Annotated in this window: 16 protein-coding genes; 10 read left to right on the forward strand and 6 right to left on the reverse strand. The window is 59.5% G+C overall.

Annotation, left to right across the window (positions count from 1 at the left end; translation table 11 throughout):
• The first annotated feature begins 18 nt into the window (after positions 1-18).
• The 4 genes from D0Z70_RS16405 (at position 19) to D0Z70_RS16420 (ending at position 6,345) form a co-directional block, all read left to right on the forward strand.
• Positions 19-579, forward strand: coding sequence for an RNA polymerase sigma factor (locus D0Z70_RS16405; protein WP_086486075.1), 561 nt, complete (start codon positions 19-21; stop codon positions 577-579).
• 55 nt (positions 580-634) lie between these two features.
• Entirely contained in the window at positions 635-1,615 is a 981-nt protein-coding gene (locus D0Z70_RS16410) for a FecR family protein (protein WP_239018965.1), read from the forward strand.
• A gap of 132 nt (positions 1,616-1,747) precedes the next feature.
• Entirely contained in the window at positions 1,748-4,276 is a 2,529-nt protein-coding gene (locus tag D0Z70_RS16415; RefSeq protein WP_239018972.1) for a TonB-dependent receptor, read from the forward strand.
• A gap of 83 nt (positions 4,277-4,359) precedes the next feature.
• Complete coding sequence (locus tag D0Z70_RS16420) at positions 4,360-6,345, forward strand: Atxe2 family lasso peptide isopeptidase (RefSeq protein WP_275402221.1); 1,986 nt, start codon at positions 4,360-4,362, stop codon at positions 6,343-6,345.
• A 28-nt stretch (positions 6,346-6,373) separates the two neighbouring features.
• Here the strand turns inward: D0Z70_RS16420 and D0Z70_RS16425 are convergent, their stop codons facing one another.
• The 6 genes from D0Z70_RS16425 to D0Z70_RS16445 all read right to left on the reverse strand — a co-directional run bounded on the left by D0Z70_RS16425 (position 6,374) and on the right by D0Z70_RS16445 (position 10,687).
• Positions 6,374-8,122: an asparagine synthase-related protein gene (locus tag D0Z70_RS16425; RefSeq protein ID WP_119748310.1), complete on the reverse strand. Its 1,749-nt coding sequence runs from the start codon at positions 8,120-8,122 to the stop codon at positions 6,374-6,376.
• Positions 8,122-8,730, reverse strand: a complete 609-nt coding sequence (locus D0Z70_RS24960; RefSeq protein WP_182913994.1) for a lasso peptide biosynthesis B2 protein — start codon at positions 8,728-8,730, stop codon at positions 8,122-8,124. The genes D0Z70_RS16425 and D0Z70_RS24960 overlap by 1 nt, the downstream gene beginning before the upstream one ends.
• Positions 8,731-8,833: 103 nt before the next feature.
• On the reverse strand, positions 8,834-8,968 hold the full coding sequence (locus D0Z70_RS16430; RefSeq protein WP_119748366.1) for a benenodin family lasso peptide: 135 nt from the start codon (positions 8,966-8,968) through the stop codon (positions 8,834-8,836).
• Between the two features lie 171 nt (positions 8,969-9,139).
• Positions 9,140-9,769, reverse strand: coding sequence for a GntR family transcriptional regulator (locus D0Z70_RS16435; RefSeq protein ID WP_119748312.1), 630 nt, complete (start codon positions 9,767-9,769; stop codon positions 9,140-9,142).
• Positions 9,770-9,777: 8 nt separating this feature from the next.
• Positions 9,778-10,200: a helix-turn-helix domain-containing protein gene (locus tag D0Z70_RS16440; RefSeq protein ID WP_119748314.1), complete on the reverse strand. Its 423-nt coding sequence runs from the start codon at positions 10,198-10,200 to the stop codon at positions 9,778-9,780.
• Positions 10,201-10,411: 211 nt separating this feature from the next.
• Positions 10,412-10,687 (reverse strand): hypothetical protein, encoded by a 276-nt coding sequence (locus D0Z70_RS16445; RefSeq protein WP_182913995.1) that lies wholly within the window; start codon positions 10,685-10,687, stop codon positions 10,412-10,414.
• Positions 10,688-11,416: 729 nt separating this feature from the next.
• On the opposite strand from D0Z70_RS16445, the gene D0Z70_RS16450 reads away from it, so the two are divergent.
• From D0Z70_RS16450 to D0Z70_RS16475, 6 genes are all read left to right on the forward strand, one after another.
• The gene (locus D0Z70_RS16450; RefSeq protein ID WP_119748318.1) at positions 11,417-12,217 is read left to right on the forward strand and encodes a DsbC family protein; all 801 of its coding nucleotides are present in this window, start codon (positions 11,417-11,419) and stop codon (positions 12,215-12,217) included.
• 174 nt (positions 12,218-12,391) lie between these two features.
• Positions 12,392-12,709 (forward strand): hypothetical protein, encoded by a 318-nt coding sequence (locus D0Z70_RS16455; RefSeq protein WP_119748320.1) that lies wholly within the window; start codon positions 12,392-12,394, stop codon positions 12,707-12,709.
• A 120-nt stretch (positions 12,710-12,829) separates the two neighbouring features.
• Complete coding sequence (locus D0Z70_RS16460; RefSeq protein ID WP_119748369.1) at positions 12,830-13,096, forward strand: type IV conjugative transfer system protein TraL; 267 nt, start codon at positions 12,830-12,832, stop codon at positions 13,094-13,096.
• A gap of 12 nt (positions 13,097-13,108) precedes the next feature.
• Positions 13,109-13,747, forward strand: a complete 639-nt coding sequence (locus D0Z70_RS16465) for a TraE/TraK family type IV conjugative transfer system protein (RefSeq protein ID WP_119748322.1) — start codon at positions 13,109-13,111, stop codon at positions 13,745-13,747.
• 73 nt (positions 13,748-13,820) lie between these two features.
• The gene (locus D0Z70_RS16470; RefSeq protein ID WP_239018966.1) at positions 13,821-14,528 is read left to right on the forward strand and encodes a type-F conjugative transfer system secretin TraK; all 708 of its coding nucleotides are present in this window, start codon (positions 13,821-13,823) and stop codon (positions 14,526-14,528) included.
• Positions 14,529-14,650: 122 nt separating this feature from the next.
• On the forward strand, positions 14,651-15,874 hold the full coding sequence (locus D0Z70_RS16475; protein ID WP_338054909.1) for a TraB/VirB10 family protein: 1,224 nt from the start codon (positions 14,651-14,653) through the stop codon (positions 15,872-15,874).
• Positions 15,875-15,950: the final 76 nt, after the last annotated feature.

Here is a 15,950-nt window from a genome sequence, read left to right on the forward strand (position 1 = left end):
AGGACATAGGTGCGACGAATGAGCCAGGGCAGAAGCGAGGATCGCCTGCGCGATCCGGTCATAACCAGAGATTCCGGCAGGTTCAGCTTCCCGGAATTCTACACAAGGGAGAAGCCCCGCCTCATGCGCTTCTTCGCGCGCCAGCTTGGCAATCAGGCCGATGCCGACGAACTCGCCCAGGAAAGCTTCACCCGATTCGTGCGCGCAGCGCCCGCACAAGCGCTTGCCAGCCCGCAGGCTTACCTCACGCGCATCGCGACGAACCTGCTGCGCGATTTCGTCGAGCGCGGATCGACCCTGTTGTCGAAACGCACCAAGCCGCTCGACGATGGCCTGCATGCAATTGCCCCATCCGACACCCATCGCGAGTTGCAGGCAAAGCAAGATCTGGCGCGCTGGACGCTGATCCTCAACCAACTTCCGCCACAAACGCTCGATATCTTCATGCGCAATCGGGTCGAAGGTCAGACCTATGTCGCGATTGCAGCGGAGCTCGATCTTCCGCTCTGGGTCGTGCAGAAACAGATGCTCAAAGCCATTCGCCATGTTACCGCCTATCGCGAGGCGAATGATGACTGACCTGCCTGCCGATCATGATCCCCACGAAGGATCGCGCGATGCCCATGAATGGGCCATGCTGATCATGGCCGACGCGGACGCTGTGCCAGATCCCAGGAATCTCGACAGGCTGGGTCCACATCAGCGTGCCTTCGACGTCTGGATCGCCGAAAACCCTTCCCGTAAGCTCGCCTATCTGCGCGTGGTAGACACCGTGCAGCAGGCAAGCCAAGCCGCCGTACAAACGCATTCGCGCAGGCCTCTCCTGCACCAGACGCGAAAAGTGGAAAGCCGTCCACCACGGCTTCTCCTCGCCGCATCAGTGGCGCTTTGCCTCCTTGCGGCAACGGGTCTGCTTTGGCGTTCAACCGATGCACCGCCCTCGCTGATCGGGCAGAGCGAGGCGCGCACGCCGCTGGAGACACGGGTCGGCGAGGTGCGCACGGAGCGCCTTGAAGATGGCAGCTCTATCTTATTGGATACCGACACGTTGGTTCTGATTGGATATACTGCCGAGCGCCGCACGATCGAACTCAAGCGTGGACGTGCCCGCTTCACCGTTGCCAGCCAGACGGCAAGACCCTTTTTGGTACATGGGGGCGGCATTGAGGTGACGGCAGGCGTCGGCCAGTTCGACATGACGATCCGTAAGGGCGCACGCGTTCATGCCATCGAGGGCGAGGTCAATGTCACACTACCCCGCACTGACCCGCGCCAGCTGCCCAAAGCCCTTACATTGCATTCCGGCCAGCTATTGACGCTCAAGGCTGGACAAATCCCGGATTTTTCCGTCAATCCTGCCAAACGGTCAGAGCAGCAATGGGTGAGCGGCGTGAAGAGCTATGATTATGTCCCGGTCAGCGACGTCATCGCCGAAGCAAACAGCTATAGCGAGACCAAGATCGTCCTGGCTCAGCCAATGCTAGGCGCGCGCGAGATTTTCGCTGACATCGAAATCCGCAATATTGAGCGCGTTGCCCAAGCCCTGAGCAGCTTTCTCAACCTCAAGATCGAACGAACCCAGAAAGACATATTGCTGCTCACCGCCGAAAAATAATGACGCATTGCAGCTTTAGATAGGCACGCGCCCGTCTTCCGTTCTGAGCCTCAATAAGAGGCCCTGCGGAACAAGGGGGCAATTTTCATGCGTATCGGTAAAATTGGGCTTCTCAGCGGCGTTGCACTGTCCATGTGCATTCTGGTTCCCCAGATCCATGCCCAGGAAGCACCCAAAAGCTACGATCTGCCTGAGCAGGATCTTGGCGATGCGCTGCGCGCCATAGCCAGGATGAGCGATTATCAACTCGTTGCCGATGGCCGGTCGCTCAAGGGTCGTCGCGCCCCGCCTCTTGCCGGGGCCTACACGCTCGAAGACGCCGTGGCTGCCCTCCTCGCGCCTTCGGGCCTCACCGCTGACATCAGGGAGCGCACCATCACCCTGCGGGGGCGAGAAGCGCCGTCGCGCGAGGCGGTAACAAGCGCGACGGACATCGAACTGTCGGTCACCGGATCCCGCATTCGCGGCGCGAAGCCAACATCTCCGGTAATATCGGCCAGCCGCGAAAAAATCGTCGAGCTCGGCCATAGCGACCTTGGATCATTCGCACGGAGCATCCCGCAAAATTATAATGGCGGCCAGAACCCCGGCGTGGTGTCCGCTCGGCAGAATGGTTCGGAAAATGTCACGTCGTCGTCCGCCCTTAACCTCAGAGGACTGGGCGCAGACGCTACGCTCACTTTGCTAAACGGACATCGGCTTGCCTATGACGCGGTGAGCCAGGGCATCGATATCTCGGCTATCCCGCTGGCAGCGGTCGAGCGGGTCGAAATTGTCGCTGACGGCGCATCGGCGCTTTATGGTTCCGATGCGGTCGGCGGCGTCGCCAACATCATCCTCCGCCGCGATTTCGACGGCCTCGAAACCAGCGCGAGAATTGGCGGCGCGACCGATGGCGGGGCGTTCCAGCAGCAATATAGCGGGGTGACGGGTCGCCGATGGAAGAGCGGCGGCATCATGATCGCTGCTGATTTCGCCAAGGCGACCGACGTCTCTGCCGGCCAGCGTTCCTACACGCATGGCGCCGTGAACCCTGAAATGACCATATTTCCGTCAAACAAGCAATTGAGCGCTGTAGTTGCAGGCCATCAATCCTTGGGCGACGTTATGGAGTTCGGGCTCGATGCCCATTATATCCGCCGTAAATCCAGTTTCTCACTGCCCAATGGCAGCGGCACCAATATTCAGTCCGGCGCCATCGCCTCCCCGGACGTCGAGAGCTGGTCCATCAGCCCGTCCCTCACCTTCCACCTGCCTACCGACTGGGAAATGACCGCCCGCTTCACGCGCGCTATCAGCGATAGCGGTGTCAAGGCGGAAGTCTTCTCAGGCAACAGCCGGTTGTTCGTCAACGATGTGCGCTACAAGAATGATCTTTGGTCAGCAGAGTTCAGCAGTGAAGGCCCTCTCATTTCCTTACCAGGTGGAGAGGCACGTGTCGCGCTGGGGGCCGGACTGCGTGCCAATGGCCTGGATGGCTCGATCTTCAGAACGACGTCCGCTGCAACCTTTGCCATCCAAAATTATACAGACTCGCAGACCGCTCTATTCGCTTATGGCGAGATGTTTCTGCCGCTCATCGCTGGCGCAAATGCATTGCCCCTCATTCACGCGCTGGAGATGACCGGCGCGTTGCGATATGAACGCTATGACCAGATGGGCAGCCTTGCGACACCCAAACTCGGCATTGCCTATCAGCCGATCGCCGATCTGACGCTCAAGGCTGCGTGGGGGAAATCATTCAAGGCGCCGACGCTCAGCCAATTGAATATCGCTCCGCAGGCAACGCTTTACGCTTCAAGCCGTTACCTGCCAGCGCCCCCAACCAACGAAAATGTTCTGCAGATCGACGGAAGCCGAAAAGCGCTGGAGCCTGAAAAGGCCAGGACCCTTACATTCACCGTCCAGTTGGAGCCTTCATCGATAGCTGGTCTGAAACTCGAGGCCAGTTTCTTCGACGTCCGTTACAAAAACCGCGTAACTTATCCCATAGCGTCCAGTTCGCAGGCATTCAGGGACGAATATGCCGACCTCATCATTCTCAATCCGACCCTCGATCAGGTATTGGCGGCAACTGCCAGCCTGCCGCTCGGCGTTCAAAATCTAAGTGGCACCGCTTATGATCCTGCAAACCTTGCTGCGATCGTCTACACCGGATATCAAAATGTCGCCCGTCAACATATTCAGGGGGTGGATAGTTCGATCGCCTATGCCTTCTTTTCCGGCAGCAGCGATTTTAAGCTTGAAGCCAATGCCAGCTACCTCAAAAGCGATCAGCAGCTAAGCGCGGGGCAACCCGTCTTCGAACAGGCCGGCACCCTATTCCGACCACCGCACTGGCGCGGGAGCGCGAACGCTAGCTGGAAGCGCGGCGAGATAAGTATGGCGATCGCCTATAATTATCTTGGCGGCACCGAAGACAGCCGAACCAGCACGACCTACCGGGTCAAAGCCTTTCATTCCGCTGACGCCACCCTCGGTTGGAAGCCTCAAGGTAGCGGCGTCTGGGATGGTTGGTCATTCCTGCTTGCGAGCCAGAACATCCTGAATCGGAAGCCGTCGCTTATTCGCACGACAAGCGTCGCCCTGCCCAATTATGATGCGACAAATTATCCCGCGATCGGGCGCACCATCAGTCTTACCCTTTCCAAGGCCTGGTGATGCTCATCTTCCTCGCGATGAGCCTTGCTGGCGCAGCTACGGTCGCCCTGCCGGTCGTAGCTGCGGATCTGGATTGCGCGAAGATGTTAGAGGTTCGCCGGCCAGCGGGAGCCACTCGCCCCATAGAGGCCACCGATCTCATCGAGACTCTGGATATCGGCTCCAATGGCGGGATGGAAAGCGATCCTGTTTTCACCCTCTCGCCCGATCGATCACGCCTCGCTGTGGCCGTGCGAAGGGCTGACGGGAAGTCGAACAGCTATTGCTCCGGCATCTATATCGTCAGCCAGGATGGGCAAGCATCGCTGATCGACGCGGGACCCGGCGTCGCCTTCTGGCGCTATGATAATTTCTTTGGCACGCGAGGATTTCCCACTGGCGTCACCAAGGTCATAACGCCCCTTTGGACTTCGAACGGCGAGAGCCTGGCTTTCCTGAAGCTCGTCAATGATCGGTTGCAATTGTGGCGTTGGGATGTGGGGGGCCATAGTCGCCCCGTCGCAGCACCAGAAGATGACATCGTTGATTTTCGCTTCGGGGCCGACGGCAAAAGCCTGGTGTACAAGCAGCGCGCGGATGGTCCGTCGACGGAAGAGCTGAACGAGGAAGCGCTGCGGGGCTATCGGCTCGATGAGCGCTTCTTTCCATTCGCGTCGCGCACGCCCTTTCCGCGCGGCGGCGCTGCCTATCGTTTTTACAGAGTGGATCTGGACGGCAGCGCTCGCGGGCCAGCAACTGAGGCGGAGATCGCCGCCTTCACCAACGATCGATCGGGGGCTCTGCGCAACGGCGCGACAATGGTCGATGTCAAAGCGGATGCCGAGGGTATGAGCCGGATCCATATGGTAATCGGGACGGCGGAGCAGTTTTGTCGCAGCGCCAGCTGCACCGACATCGAAGGTCAGCCATGGGTCACGCAGGCCGGACATATCCGGTTCGTACGGCGAGAAGGATGGGGCCGAAGCCTCGCTGCCATTTACGAATGGAAGGGCGGCGACACAGAGCCTGCCCGCCTTTTCCAGACGAGCGACCTGCTCAGGGGATGCGTACCCCTCGACGATGATGTCCTGTGCGTGCGCGAAAACGCGATCCGGCCCCGATATATAGACAGGATCTTTCTGCAGGACGGCAAGAGCAGAACTATCTTCGAGCCCAATCCCGATCATGCAAAGATCGTCCACGGCAGAGTTGAGCGCCTGCAATGGACCAATGCGATGGGAATCCGCAGCTTTGGCGATCTTGTCTATCCACCGACATTCCAGCCGGGCCGCTACTATCCGCTGATCATCACCCAATATGAAAGTCGGGGTTTTCTGCGTGGGGGCACTGGCGATGAATTCCCCATCCAGCTTTTCGCACAGGCAGGTTATCTGGTCCTCAACATCGAGCGCCCCCAATCGCCCGTCTCCGCCAAGCATCTTGCGCCACTTGAACGGCAGAGGCGCGAAAATGCCGACTTTTCCGCACGACGCAATATCCTATCGACCATAGAGACCAAGGTCTTGGAGCTGATCGACGCAGGCCTGGTCGATCCGGACAGGATCGGGATCACCGGGCTGAGTGACGGCTCGACAACAACGCAATTTGCGGCGCTGCACAGCCAAATGTTCAAGGCTGCATCGATCAGCGGCTGCTGCTGGGAGCCCTCCCAGACCTGGCTTCTGGGCACCGCCATCCAGCAACATTATCAAAGCATAGGCTGGCCCGCTTCGCCAGAAGCCGGTTCAGCCATCTGGTCACAAATGTCGCTTTCCCGCAATGCCAGCCGCGTTGCTTTCCCCATTCTCATGCAAGTGGCTGATGGTGAGCTTTACCCCACGCTGGAAGCTGTCCGCGCGCTGCGCGCTGCCAAGAGTCCGGTTGATGTCTATGTTTTCCCTGACGAACTCCATATCAAGCGCCAGCCAACCCACCGCCTGAATGTCTATCGCCGCAATCTACGATGGTTCGATTTTTGGCTGATGGACAAGATGCCCGCCGATGGCATCGAGAGTGAGGAAGCGTCGCGCTGGGCGCAGATGAGAAGAGATTGGAAACAAGGCCCGATACATTTGCCAATATCGGATTAGATGCTCAGCGCGCTACGTAGCTGCTACATCATCCGCGCCAATGTTCGATCCAGGCTTCTATGTCGAGCAGAGCCAGTAGCCGCATATAGCTCAGCTCGATCCCCGGATCGGACGCCAGGGCGACAGCGAGAGAATCGGCATCGACTAGGCCCCGCGCGACCAGCTGGCCGTCCATCAGGCGGTCGCGGACTTCCTTCCGTTTGCTGCGGAGAAGAGCGATTGCAAAACTGCTTGGACTGCCCTTGCGCCGTCGGTCCCGGATGATCGGCGGCAATGCATCATGATAGGCCTTGCGTGCGACGGCGCGGTCTCGGCCGCCCTCGACCATGTGCCAGCCTGGTATTGCAACCGCCAGTTCGACAATGGGCTGGGAGATGAGTGGATTTATAAGCGGCATGTCGAAGGCGCGCAGATAGCCCTCAAGGTGATTCTGGATGCGCAGCAGAAAAGCGATATGCCCTACCTTGCCCGCGCGCGAGGCATTCTGCGCTTCAAGCCACGGATGGGATAGCGGCCTGGACATTATGTCTTGCCGGGCCTCGCGCGTCATGAACTGGAGATTATACTGCCAGGCATAGGGGCGTGTTAGCTGACGATATTGACGCACGGCCTGCCACAAAACCGTCCATGCCGATATCTCCAATTTTCCGGCAATATCGCGCAATGTTCGCAAGGCGTCGGCACCAAGGCCTCGTGCTCTCATGCAATCAAGCAGCGGGCGCAGCGAATTACTATTATAAAAAACATTGTCGCCGCCACTGCCGGTGTAGATTGCGTCAGCTCCCACTACCCCTGCCACACGCATCGCGGCGGCGTGAAAAGCGGTTTCATGGATCAGACCGATCGGCTTGGGAAAATGTCTGGCAGTCGAAATGGACAGATCGATGTCAGCCAGATCATAGTCCTCCTCTATCAGAGAAGCACCGACAGCGCTGGCCATAGCATGGGCGTAGTCCCGTTCATTCCCAAGCCCATCCCCGGTGCTGATGGTGACGCAGCTAAAGGGCCTTTTGCTCGTTCCCAAAGCCGAGGCGACAATTGAAGAATCAAGGCCTCCCGAGAGGGTCAAAAGCGCCGAGCCTGTCGTTGACGCCCATGATGCAACGCAATGATCCACAGTCCGCTTTAGGCGCTCCTCGATCGCTGCCGCGCCACGCCGCTCTACCGGCGATATATGGTCCCAGGGTGACCAGAAGCTAGTTACACTGCTCCGCCCCTCCGTAAGGCGCTCATAAGTTCCCGGCAAAATTTCTCGAACATGTTGGATCGCCGTCGTTGCAGCGGGCAAATCTTTCGCGGCGAGATAGCGCGGTATTGCATCCCACGCGATTGTCGGCTTCAAAAGACCGGCAGACACGAAGAGAGATATGTCGGACGCCGCTGCCCAGCCACCCGATAGCGGGATAATATAGCAGGGCATCGCGCCGGAGGGATCCCGCATCATTGTCAAACCGCCGCCATCGGCAAGCATGGCGACATATCCACCCCAAAAGCGGTCACGCAGCGGGAAGATAGGGTCAGGTTGCGCCAAAGACTCGATCGCTAGCGCATCGTCTGGTGCTATTCTGCGGGCAGGCCCATATTTTGCAAACAGGGTGCCAAGGACATATCCACTGCCACCCGGTATGGTCAGAACATCCTCGATCGACCGGACAAGGATCGCGAGCCCTTGCTGCTGGATGGCGTGACGCAAACCGGTCGCGCTCTGCGCTCTTTGGATCAACCCTTCTAGCGCGACCTGAGCCGAACTCGAAAATATGAGAAACTGACGCAGCATCAGACGCAAAAAATTGGCTGGAAGGGTCGAATATTCTCAAGTCGGTCATTGAGGACGGTATCGCCCGACTGCACCCAGCAATGCGCAGAGAAAGGCTGGACACTTACGCCCATCACCAATGTCGCTTCCATGCCAGACGCACGGACCATATAGACATAGGCGATCGAACTTGAGAGGCAATGACGATGCCGGGGGCGCAACGGCGCGGTGGCAGCAAATGCCTGGCTAAAGCCTACCAAATCCTCCGCATGGCTGGCGGTAGTGGCCGGATGGCGCGTCCCAAGTCGGTTGATGATCGCCTCAAAACTGGACAGGCGCAGCCACACAATTGCACGAAGCTGGCAGAGGATGCTTCGCATCGCGTACCGAACAAAGGGCGATGACGGTTTAAGACTGAAATCCCTGGTTGCCCTATCGATAGCAGCCGGGCGGATTGGCGCGCAGGTGCCATCGCAGCGGATGAGAATGCGCGCGCGCTCCAGCTCCGCGAGTTCAGGCACGGGCTTTTCATCTTGCGAGAATTTTTGAAAGGCGCGGTCCCATTCCGGTTTGAGCGCGAAATAGCGGTCGCCGGGCACATCAAAGAATATCGTGCGGTTTTCGGACACGCAAAAATGTAGACCATCGCGAAGCCTGTAAGCCATGCTCGCACCTATTGCTGAGTGGCGAGAAGAAAGGCGCGCATCGCCAGGGATGCGCGCCTTTCCGCGATCAGTCGTCCGCAATGCCCATTTGCCGGATTTCGGTGCCCAGGCTGTCGGCGTTGCCGACGCCGGCACCCTTGGTCTCCACCGAGGCAGCGCCCAGATCGACGACCAGTTCGTCATGTTCGATGATGTTCGTCATGTTCATCTCCATCACAAAGCCGCACTATTTGCGGCGTCCATAATGGTAGGCGGCATTGGGCATATATCCGATCTTATAAGCTCCCATTCTGACAGCTTATAAGCTTGATTAGTCAATCGTCTCTCAGTCGTTTATTCTCCGGTTTGTTAAGTCGTTCATTTAGCGCCGCTGCTAAATGCTCACTGCTCTGGTGGCAGCCAATGAAATCTCATCAGCGTGTAACAGACGTCGACGGTGATATTGCCACATCGCGACACGCGTCGCATTTCTATTGCCCGAGCGGGTGACGTTCCAGAGGGTCGCGAGTTCTTCACCCTGCCGTCCGATCCCCCCCTCATGGAGCCGCAGGACGGCGAGTCGCTCTCCCGCCTGGATGATGGCGTCGAGATGCTCGCCATTGGGCGAACAGCCTGCCAGCAACGCGAAGAACTCGGCCGCAGCGTCGGCGATGGCAGCACCATCGGCGCTCTTGTTGACAAGGGCAACCGGCGGAGCGCCAATCTCCTCGAAACGGATCATCACCTTCACGATCAGGCGCACAATGTCGGCATGCCAACTATACAGATGAAAGGCGCTGCGCCGGGTTATGGTCGGAAGCGCGAAGCCGCCACCCCCCTGCATGTCGACAAGTCTCTCGCCGACCAGGCGGTTCAAGGCATCGCGGACCGGAGAAATACTGGTCCCGAACCTCTCGGCAAGGGTGTGGACGATCAATGGCAGGCCCGGCTGAAACTTGCCTGCCATGATCAGCTGCTTGATCTCCCGGTGAACCCGGGCGGCCGTATAGGCGTCAGGCGCCATGGCGCCACCTATGCTGCAGAGCCTGAGTCTGCCGGACCATTTTGCCCACCACCAGTCGGGCGGAGAAAGGTCCTCAAGCTCAGGTTGGATATAAATTCTATGCAGCGGGCTTCGAGTTCATACATGTCATCGAGAAAAAAATGGCGTGGAAAGTGCATATGATGCTCCAGAAACAGCATGGGAATGAGGAGATGCGCCGCCGAAAGGCCAAGGGCGTGCGTGCAGGCGACATGATCGTCGAAACGGGACTTCGGGTTGCCCGCTTCGATTTCGCGCAGCCAGCGCACGCCGATCCCGACGTCGGCTGCCAGTTGCTGTTGGGTTATACGATGGCGCCTGCGCCGTTCTTCAATGCGGCGACCAGAGATCGACTTGACCTCGGCCAGTATCGACGCCCCCTCTTCAAAGGCGCCACCTTGAGATGAGATCATCAGGTCCTCCCTGATCGCGTCTCAAAGCGTCCATGCACGTTCCAACGACCGCAGATTCGCGTGGATGACGCAATGCGTCAAATATATTCGTTTCCATTTTGAGACTATCGATTTCCCCCTTAGCGCCGTTGCGCTTGGGATAGGCAGACATGGCGTTCCAGTGCCGCAACTGTCCTGATCGGATCAGATCTTTCGTTGTCGTTCGACCCTGCTATTTCTTTGCGTTGCCCGCCTGCACGCGCTGCCACGCCTTTGCCAGCTCATGATCTTCACAGCTTTCCATCAGCGCGATCGCCAGATTGTGCAATGCTCCGACAGGAGGACGGACACCGATCAAATCCGATTCATCGAGCCGATTGAGGATGGATCCCGTCGCGCTATTGAGCACAGCGGTTGCCCCGACAAAATGCTCGCATTTGCCTGCCAGGCGCTTGAGCGATGGCATTGCCAGCTCTGCTACGAGCGCGTCGGTTTCCACCTTTTCCATGAGCATCACAGCAACGCCCAGGGTTGCGCCATAGGGAATGAAGCTCCTGGCGATCCGGGCGAGACGGTGGTGCTGGGCAAGGAACAGGTCTGTCCCCTCTTGCGACAAGCGCAGCCGGTACGTCCGCGAACGATGCCCTGTCATGCCCCAAGCCCTTTGCGATTCGCGTGTATGCCCCCCTGATCAAGACGACCGAGCATGAATTTGAAGTCGCTCACGGCCGATTTTTTCTGAAGTCAGCGCAAAAAGCGGCACTGAGATGCCGATTTCGGCACTTCAGTGCCGCTTTCGGCATCTCAGTGCCCTCCCCATTGCGACCCTTAAAAAGCTGACGCAACTGATTGCCATCGCGATGCGGACGACGAATTTCAGGCTGCTGCGGCAGAGAAAAGCCCAAGCCTGGCCGTCATCTTGCGCCGCACCGGAGGGCTAAACGCCTTCGCAACAGGAGACCTATATGAGACTGGCAATTGGGCCTGCCGTTGCGGCAGGGATGGTATCGGCTGCCTTGCTGGCACCATCAATAGGATGGTCACGCCCGGCGAAAATGCCGGTGACCCTTACGCCCCTGGCGCAACTCGATATCAGAGAGGCGAACGGGCAATTTGTGATCCGTCCCATACCGGCTGCATCCCAAACCTCGTCTAATCTTCTGCCGATCGGCGCATCGATCAGGATCGATGCACGCCTCCTTCGGGCCCAGGCCCGGCGTTACGGGGAACTGGCGCGATGAGATACGCCCCTGCGCTCACCGCCCTCGCCTCCATTTTCGCGCTTGCCGGTCCCAGCCAAGCGGAGGACGCGACGTCGGAACCCAGCCTTGCCATTGTTGCAGAAGCCGCTGAGAAACAGCTGCGCCAGACCTTCACCAATCTCCAGTTCGAGGATTTCGGGCCATCGCCGGTCGCAGGGCCGATTTATCAGGCAAGTGCCGGTGGCCGGCTTATCTATTATGCCCCGCAAAGCGAGCATATCCTCTTTGCGACCATCTATGATCGCAATGGTCTCAACCTCACTGCGCTGGATCAGGAAAACCGGGCGCGCAAGCAATTATCCGCGATCGATCCGGCGCAGGCGCTGGCGATCGGCCCGGAGAATGCGCCCACTATCATCGAGTTTACCGATCCCGACTGTCCCTATTGCCGCGCGCTCGACCGCTTTTGGGCGACGAAGGCTGCCGAAGGGAAGCCGGTGCGCCGCCTCATCTTCTTCGTGTCGGGCATTCACCCGGACGCCGCATCAAAGGCCGAGCATATCCTTTGCTCGCCTGAACCGGCAGCTGCGTTCAAAGCCCTATATGATGGCGCGAAACCGGCAAAGCTGGAGACCTGTCCCAAAGGACGCGCGAAGGTTGAAGCCGATAGCGCGCTGGTCCGCAAGATCGGCGTGAGCGGAACCCCCACCCTGATCGCCAATGGCACGATCATTTCGGGGTTCCAGCAGGCGCAGCTGGAGGCGTTTCTCGATACGCCACAAAGTAGGCCACTGGGAAAGCCCCCTTCGAAGGCATTGCCCGATGCACACCGGTGATGCCTCTCATCCTGCCATGGCTCCCTTGTCTCCTGCACGTGCGGGAACAGGCGGACCGGAATGCCGGCGGTCGCGCGCTCATGGAGCTGTCCCATGCGACCTTCGGCATGCCAGCGAGATCATTCGCGGGCGAGGCATAGCTGCGGACGGCTCCCTTTTCGATGGAGACCAAAGATGATGACCCTAACGCGCAACCGCGCGCTTGCCCTTGCCGACCATGGCACCACTGCCCTTGTGGCGCTGCTCGCCATGACCGGTATCGCCCATGCTTTTTCCGCGCCCGCCGCCGGCGACCTTGGCTACGATATCTACGACATCGTGGTGAACCAGGGCGTCAAGGGACCGCTGGGCTTTGTTGGCGGCGTTGCGGCATTCCTGTTTGGCGTGTCCCGCCTGTTTTCCAATATCATGATCGGTATCCCGACCATCGTGGCGGCGGTCTGCCTTATCAAGGCCGACAGCATCCTCCAGTCCTTCGGGATGACCATCTGACCTGATTGGCACGGATTTCGGGCGTCCGCCCGAACGCCATGCCTTCCGAGCTGGAAAGCCAATGGTGGCTTTTCAGAACGCCCCGCCGTGCGGGTAGCGAAGCCTGAGGAGAAGGGTATCATGGACGAACGTCTACCCCAGTATCTGCATCGGCCTGTCCAGATTCTATGGTTTGGGTCGGACGAGTTCATACTGGTCATGTCGACCATCTTCGTCGGACTAATCGTTGGCGGACTGATCGGCTGGTCGCTCGTTGGTGCCCTTCTCCTTTTCATCCCCTGGAAGCGGTCCAAACCCCGCGGCTTCCTGCCGCATCTCGCCTGGCGCTGGGGACTGCTGGCCTTTCCCCATTATCCAGGGCCCACCCAGACCCGCTTCTACGAGTGAGGGAGAAGGCAAATGTCGCTCTTTAGCCGCAAGGCCGGTGCTCCGGCCGATCCGCTGATCGGCAAGCCTGCCAGCTTTGGCATTCACCGCTATCTACAGGGTTCCTCGAACCTCTTTGAAGAAAACCGCCTGCTCAAATTTGCGATTGTCGGCTTGTTCGGTATCACCGCGGTATTGGGCGCAGTTGTCTATTCCAGCGACCAGAACAGGCGCACGGTCGTCGTGCCCTTCGGTGCCAGCGGCGATCTCTATGTAACCGGTTCCACGCCATCGAGCGGCTATTTGCGGGCGATGACGCGTAACATCGTCACTCTGTCGGGCACCTATTCGGCCTATTCCGCTGATCGCCAGTTCCAGGAACTGCTCTCGATCGTGCACCCGTCCGCCTATGAAAGCATGCGCGACACGCTGAACGGTGTGCTCGACGAACTTTCGACCAATCCGACCCTGTCGATCGCCACCTATATCCGGCCCGACCAGCCCGTCAGCTGGACCGACAGCCAGATCATGGTCCCGGTCGAGAAGGTCCGCGTCATCGGCGGCGTCATCCGCAAATTCCGCGGCACGCTGCGCATTGGCTACGCCATCGAAAATGGCCGCTTCTGGCTCACCCGCCTGTCCGAGGAGAAATTCGATGCCGAACTTGGGTAAAGGCGCGCGTGCGCCGCTCTCCTGTGCGCTGCTCACACGCACGCCACTTTGCTGCCTTGCTCTTGTCATGGCCATGCCTGTCTTCGGACAGTCGATCACCGCCCTGCCCGACCAGACCAGCACAATCCGCCTCTCCAACCGCGACGTCAATCATCTGGTCTGCGTCGGCGGCGAAATCGAGGATGTCAAATTCTCGGCGGAGAAAGCGATCAGTGTCGAGAAAGGCGGTTCGGACGCCTGGATCAAATTTCTGGTAAAGGAGGTCGACGACGCAGGCGCCGTCACGCGTAGCTTCGTGACAACGGCGTCGGAATTCTTCGTCACCTGCAATGGCGCCATCTATCCGCTCTATGCCGAGCCATCGGATATACCGGCCCAGACCGTCACGCTCGTGCCAGGCAGCGCCCAGCGGGCCAGAGCCAATGATGAGCTGTTGGGGCCGCTGGTCGAGGAAGAGCGCACCGTCTCGATCACGCAGGCCATGCTTCAGGACCGTATACCGGCGAGCTTCTCCGCCGTCGCGCCGCGTGCCGGACTCATCCGTATCGCTACCCTGCCTGACGCCCGCATCAGCGAAATACGCCGTGTAGCGGTCGAGGGCTCTGGTCTTTCCGCATCGGAATATAGAATCGAGGTGCCCACAGCGACCCAGCTGGATGAACGGCTGTTCCTCGATTCAGCACTGGGCACACGGATATTCTCGGTCACCGCCGACAGACTGGATCTTAAGGCTGGTGAAACAGCACGGGTCATCATTGTGCGCCGGGGAGAGGGGCTGTGAGCCAGAAAGTTCCGCCGCGCAGCCGCAGCCGCGCTGCCCCATTCAAACCGCAGGCCAGCGAAGTCGACAAGCCTTACGAAACAGACGCCTCCCAGATCGCACCCCCCGAACCTCGCCCGTTTATCTCTCGCGGTCCCGCCCTGCTTGACCTCAAGATCCATTGGGCCGCCATGTCAGCGAGCCAGAAGCTGCGGGCCAAACAGGCAGGCCTTGCCGCCACTGTCGCGGTGCTGGGCTATGGCCTATACACCGCTTCTGGCCGTTCATCGGCTGATCAGCCGGTCATCCCTGCTGCCTCCAAGCTTGATATGGGTGCAGGCCTGCGCGGTGACAGCCTCGAAACCAAGCTGCGCGGCGATGTCCGCAAGATCCTGGACGGCCAGACATTGCTTGGCGATCGCATCACCGCGATTGAAGAGGGCAAGGTCATCCCCGGCAGCAAGCCACCGGGCTCTTTGTCGGACGGCGAAGACCTCCCCTCCGCCTTGCCAGGCAGCGCACCCGCTTTTCCAGACCCTCCAGGCAATGCCGAACTGGACAGCGCGCTGGGCGATATTCCGCCTCCAGCTCCACCGATCGCACCGCCGGCACCTCCAGCGCCACCGGTGGAAAAGACCGTCGGCGCGATCGGCGCTGCGACCGCCACCCTTTCGGCCGTAGCGGGAAAGGAGGGGACGCCGTCGGCATCGCGAAAAAAGATCCGGACGATCTATTTGCCGCCTGGTTTCATGAAGGCGCGACTGCTCACCGGTATCGACGCGCTGGCGAGCCGAGACGCGACGTCCAATCCGGAACCCCTGATCGCCCGCGTCCAGGCCCCCGCCGTCCTGCCCAATGATGTCAAAGCCAATCTGGCCGGCTGCTTCGTCATCGGCAACGCGACGGGCAGCCTCGCTAAGGAACGGGTCGAGGTTCAGCTGGTCTCGCTGTCCTGCGTCGATTTCGACGAACATTCTGTGGTCGACATGCCCGTCAAAGGCTTTTTCGTCGATACCGATGGCAAGAAGGGTCTGTCGGGCAAAGTCGTGACACGCGCCGGCGCAGCGCTGGCGCGAACCTTTATCGCCGGCACCGTCAGCGGCTTTGCCAGTTCGGTCGAGACCAGCTTTGGCGATCTTTCGACCTCGGCGCTCGGATCGGTGCGATCGCTCGATGCGGGCGACGCCGCCAAAAGCGGGCTGGCAGGCGGCCTCTCCAAATCCTCCGACAAGCTCACCGACTTCTATCTCGATCTCGCCCGCCAAGCCGGACCCATCGTCGAGGTCGGCGCAGCCAAGGATGTGGTGGTCGTCATCCAGGAGGGCGTGACCCTCGAAATCAAACCCACAGCGGGGAGCAAATTCTGATGTCGATCCTTAGCGAAAATAATAGGACCACGCCGCCATTGCCTTGTGCGTCGGGGCACCGCGGACGCAGCATCCT

This window comes from Sphingobium terrigena (genome assembly GCF_003591655.1).
GTDB classification, from domain to species: domain Bacteria; phylum Pseudomonadota; class Alphaproteobacteria; order Sphingomonadales; family Sphingomonadaceae; genus Sphingobium; species Sphingobium terrigena.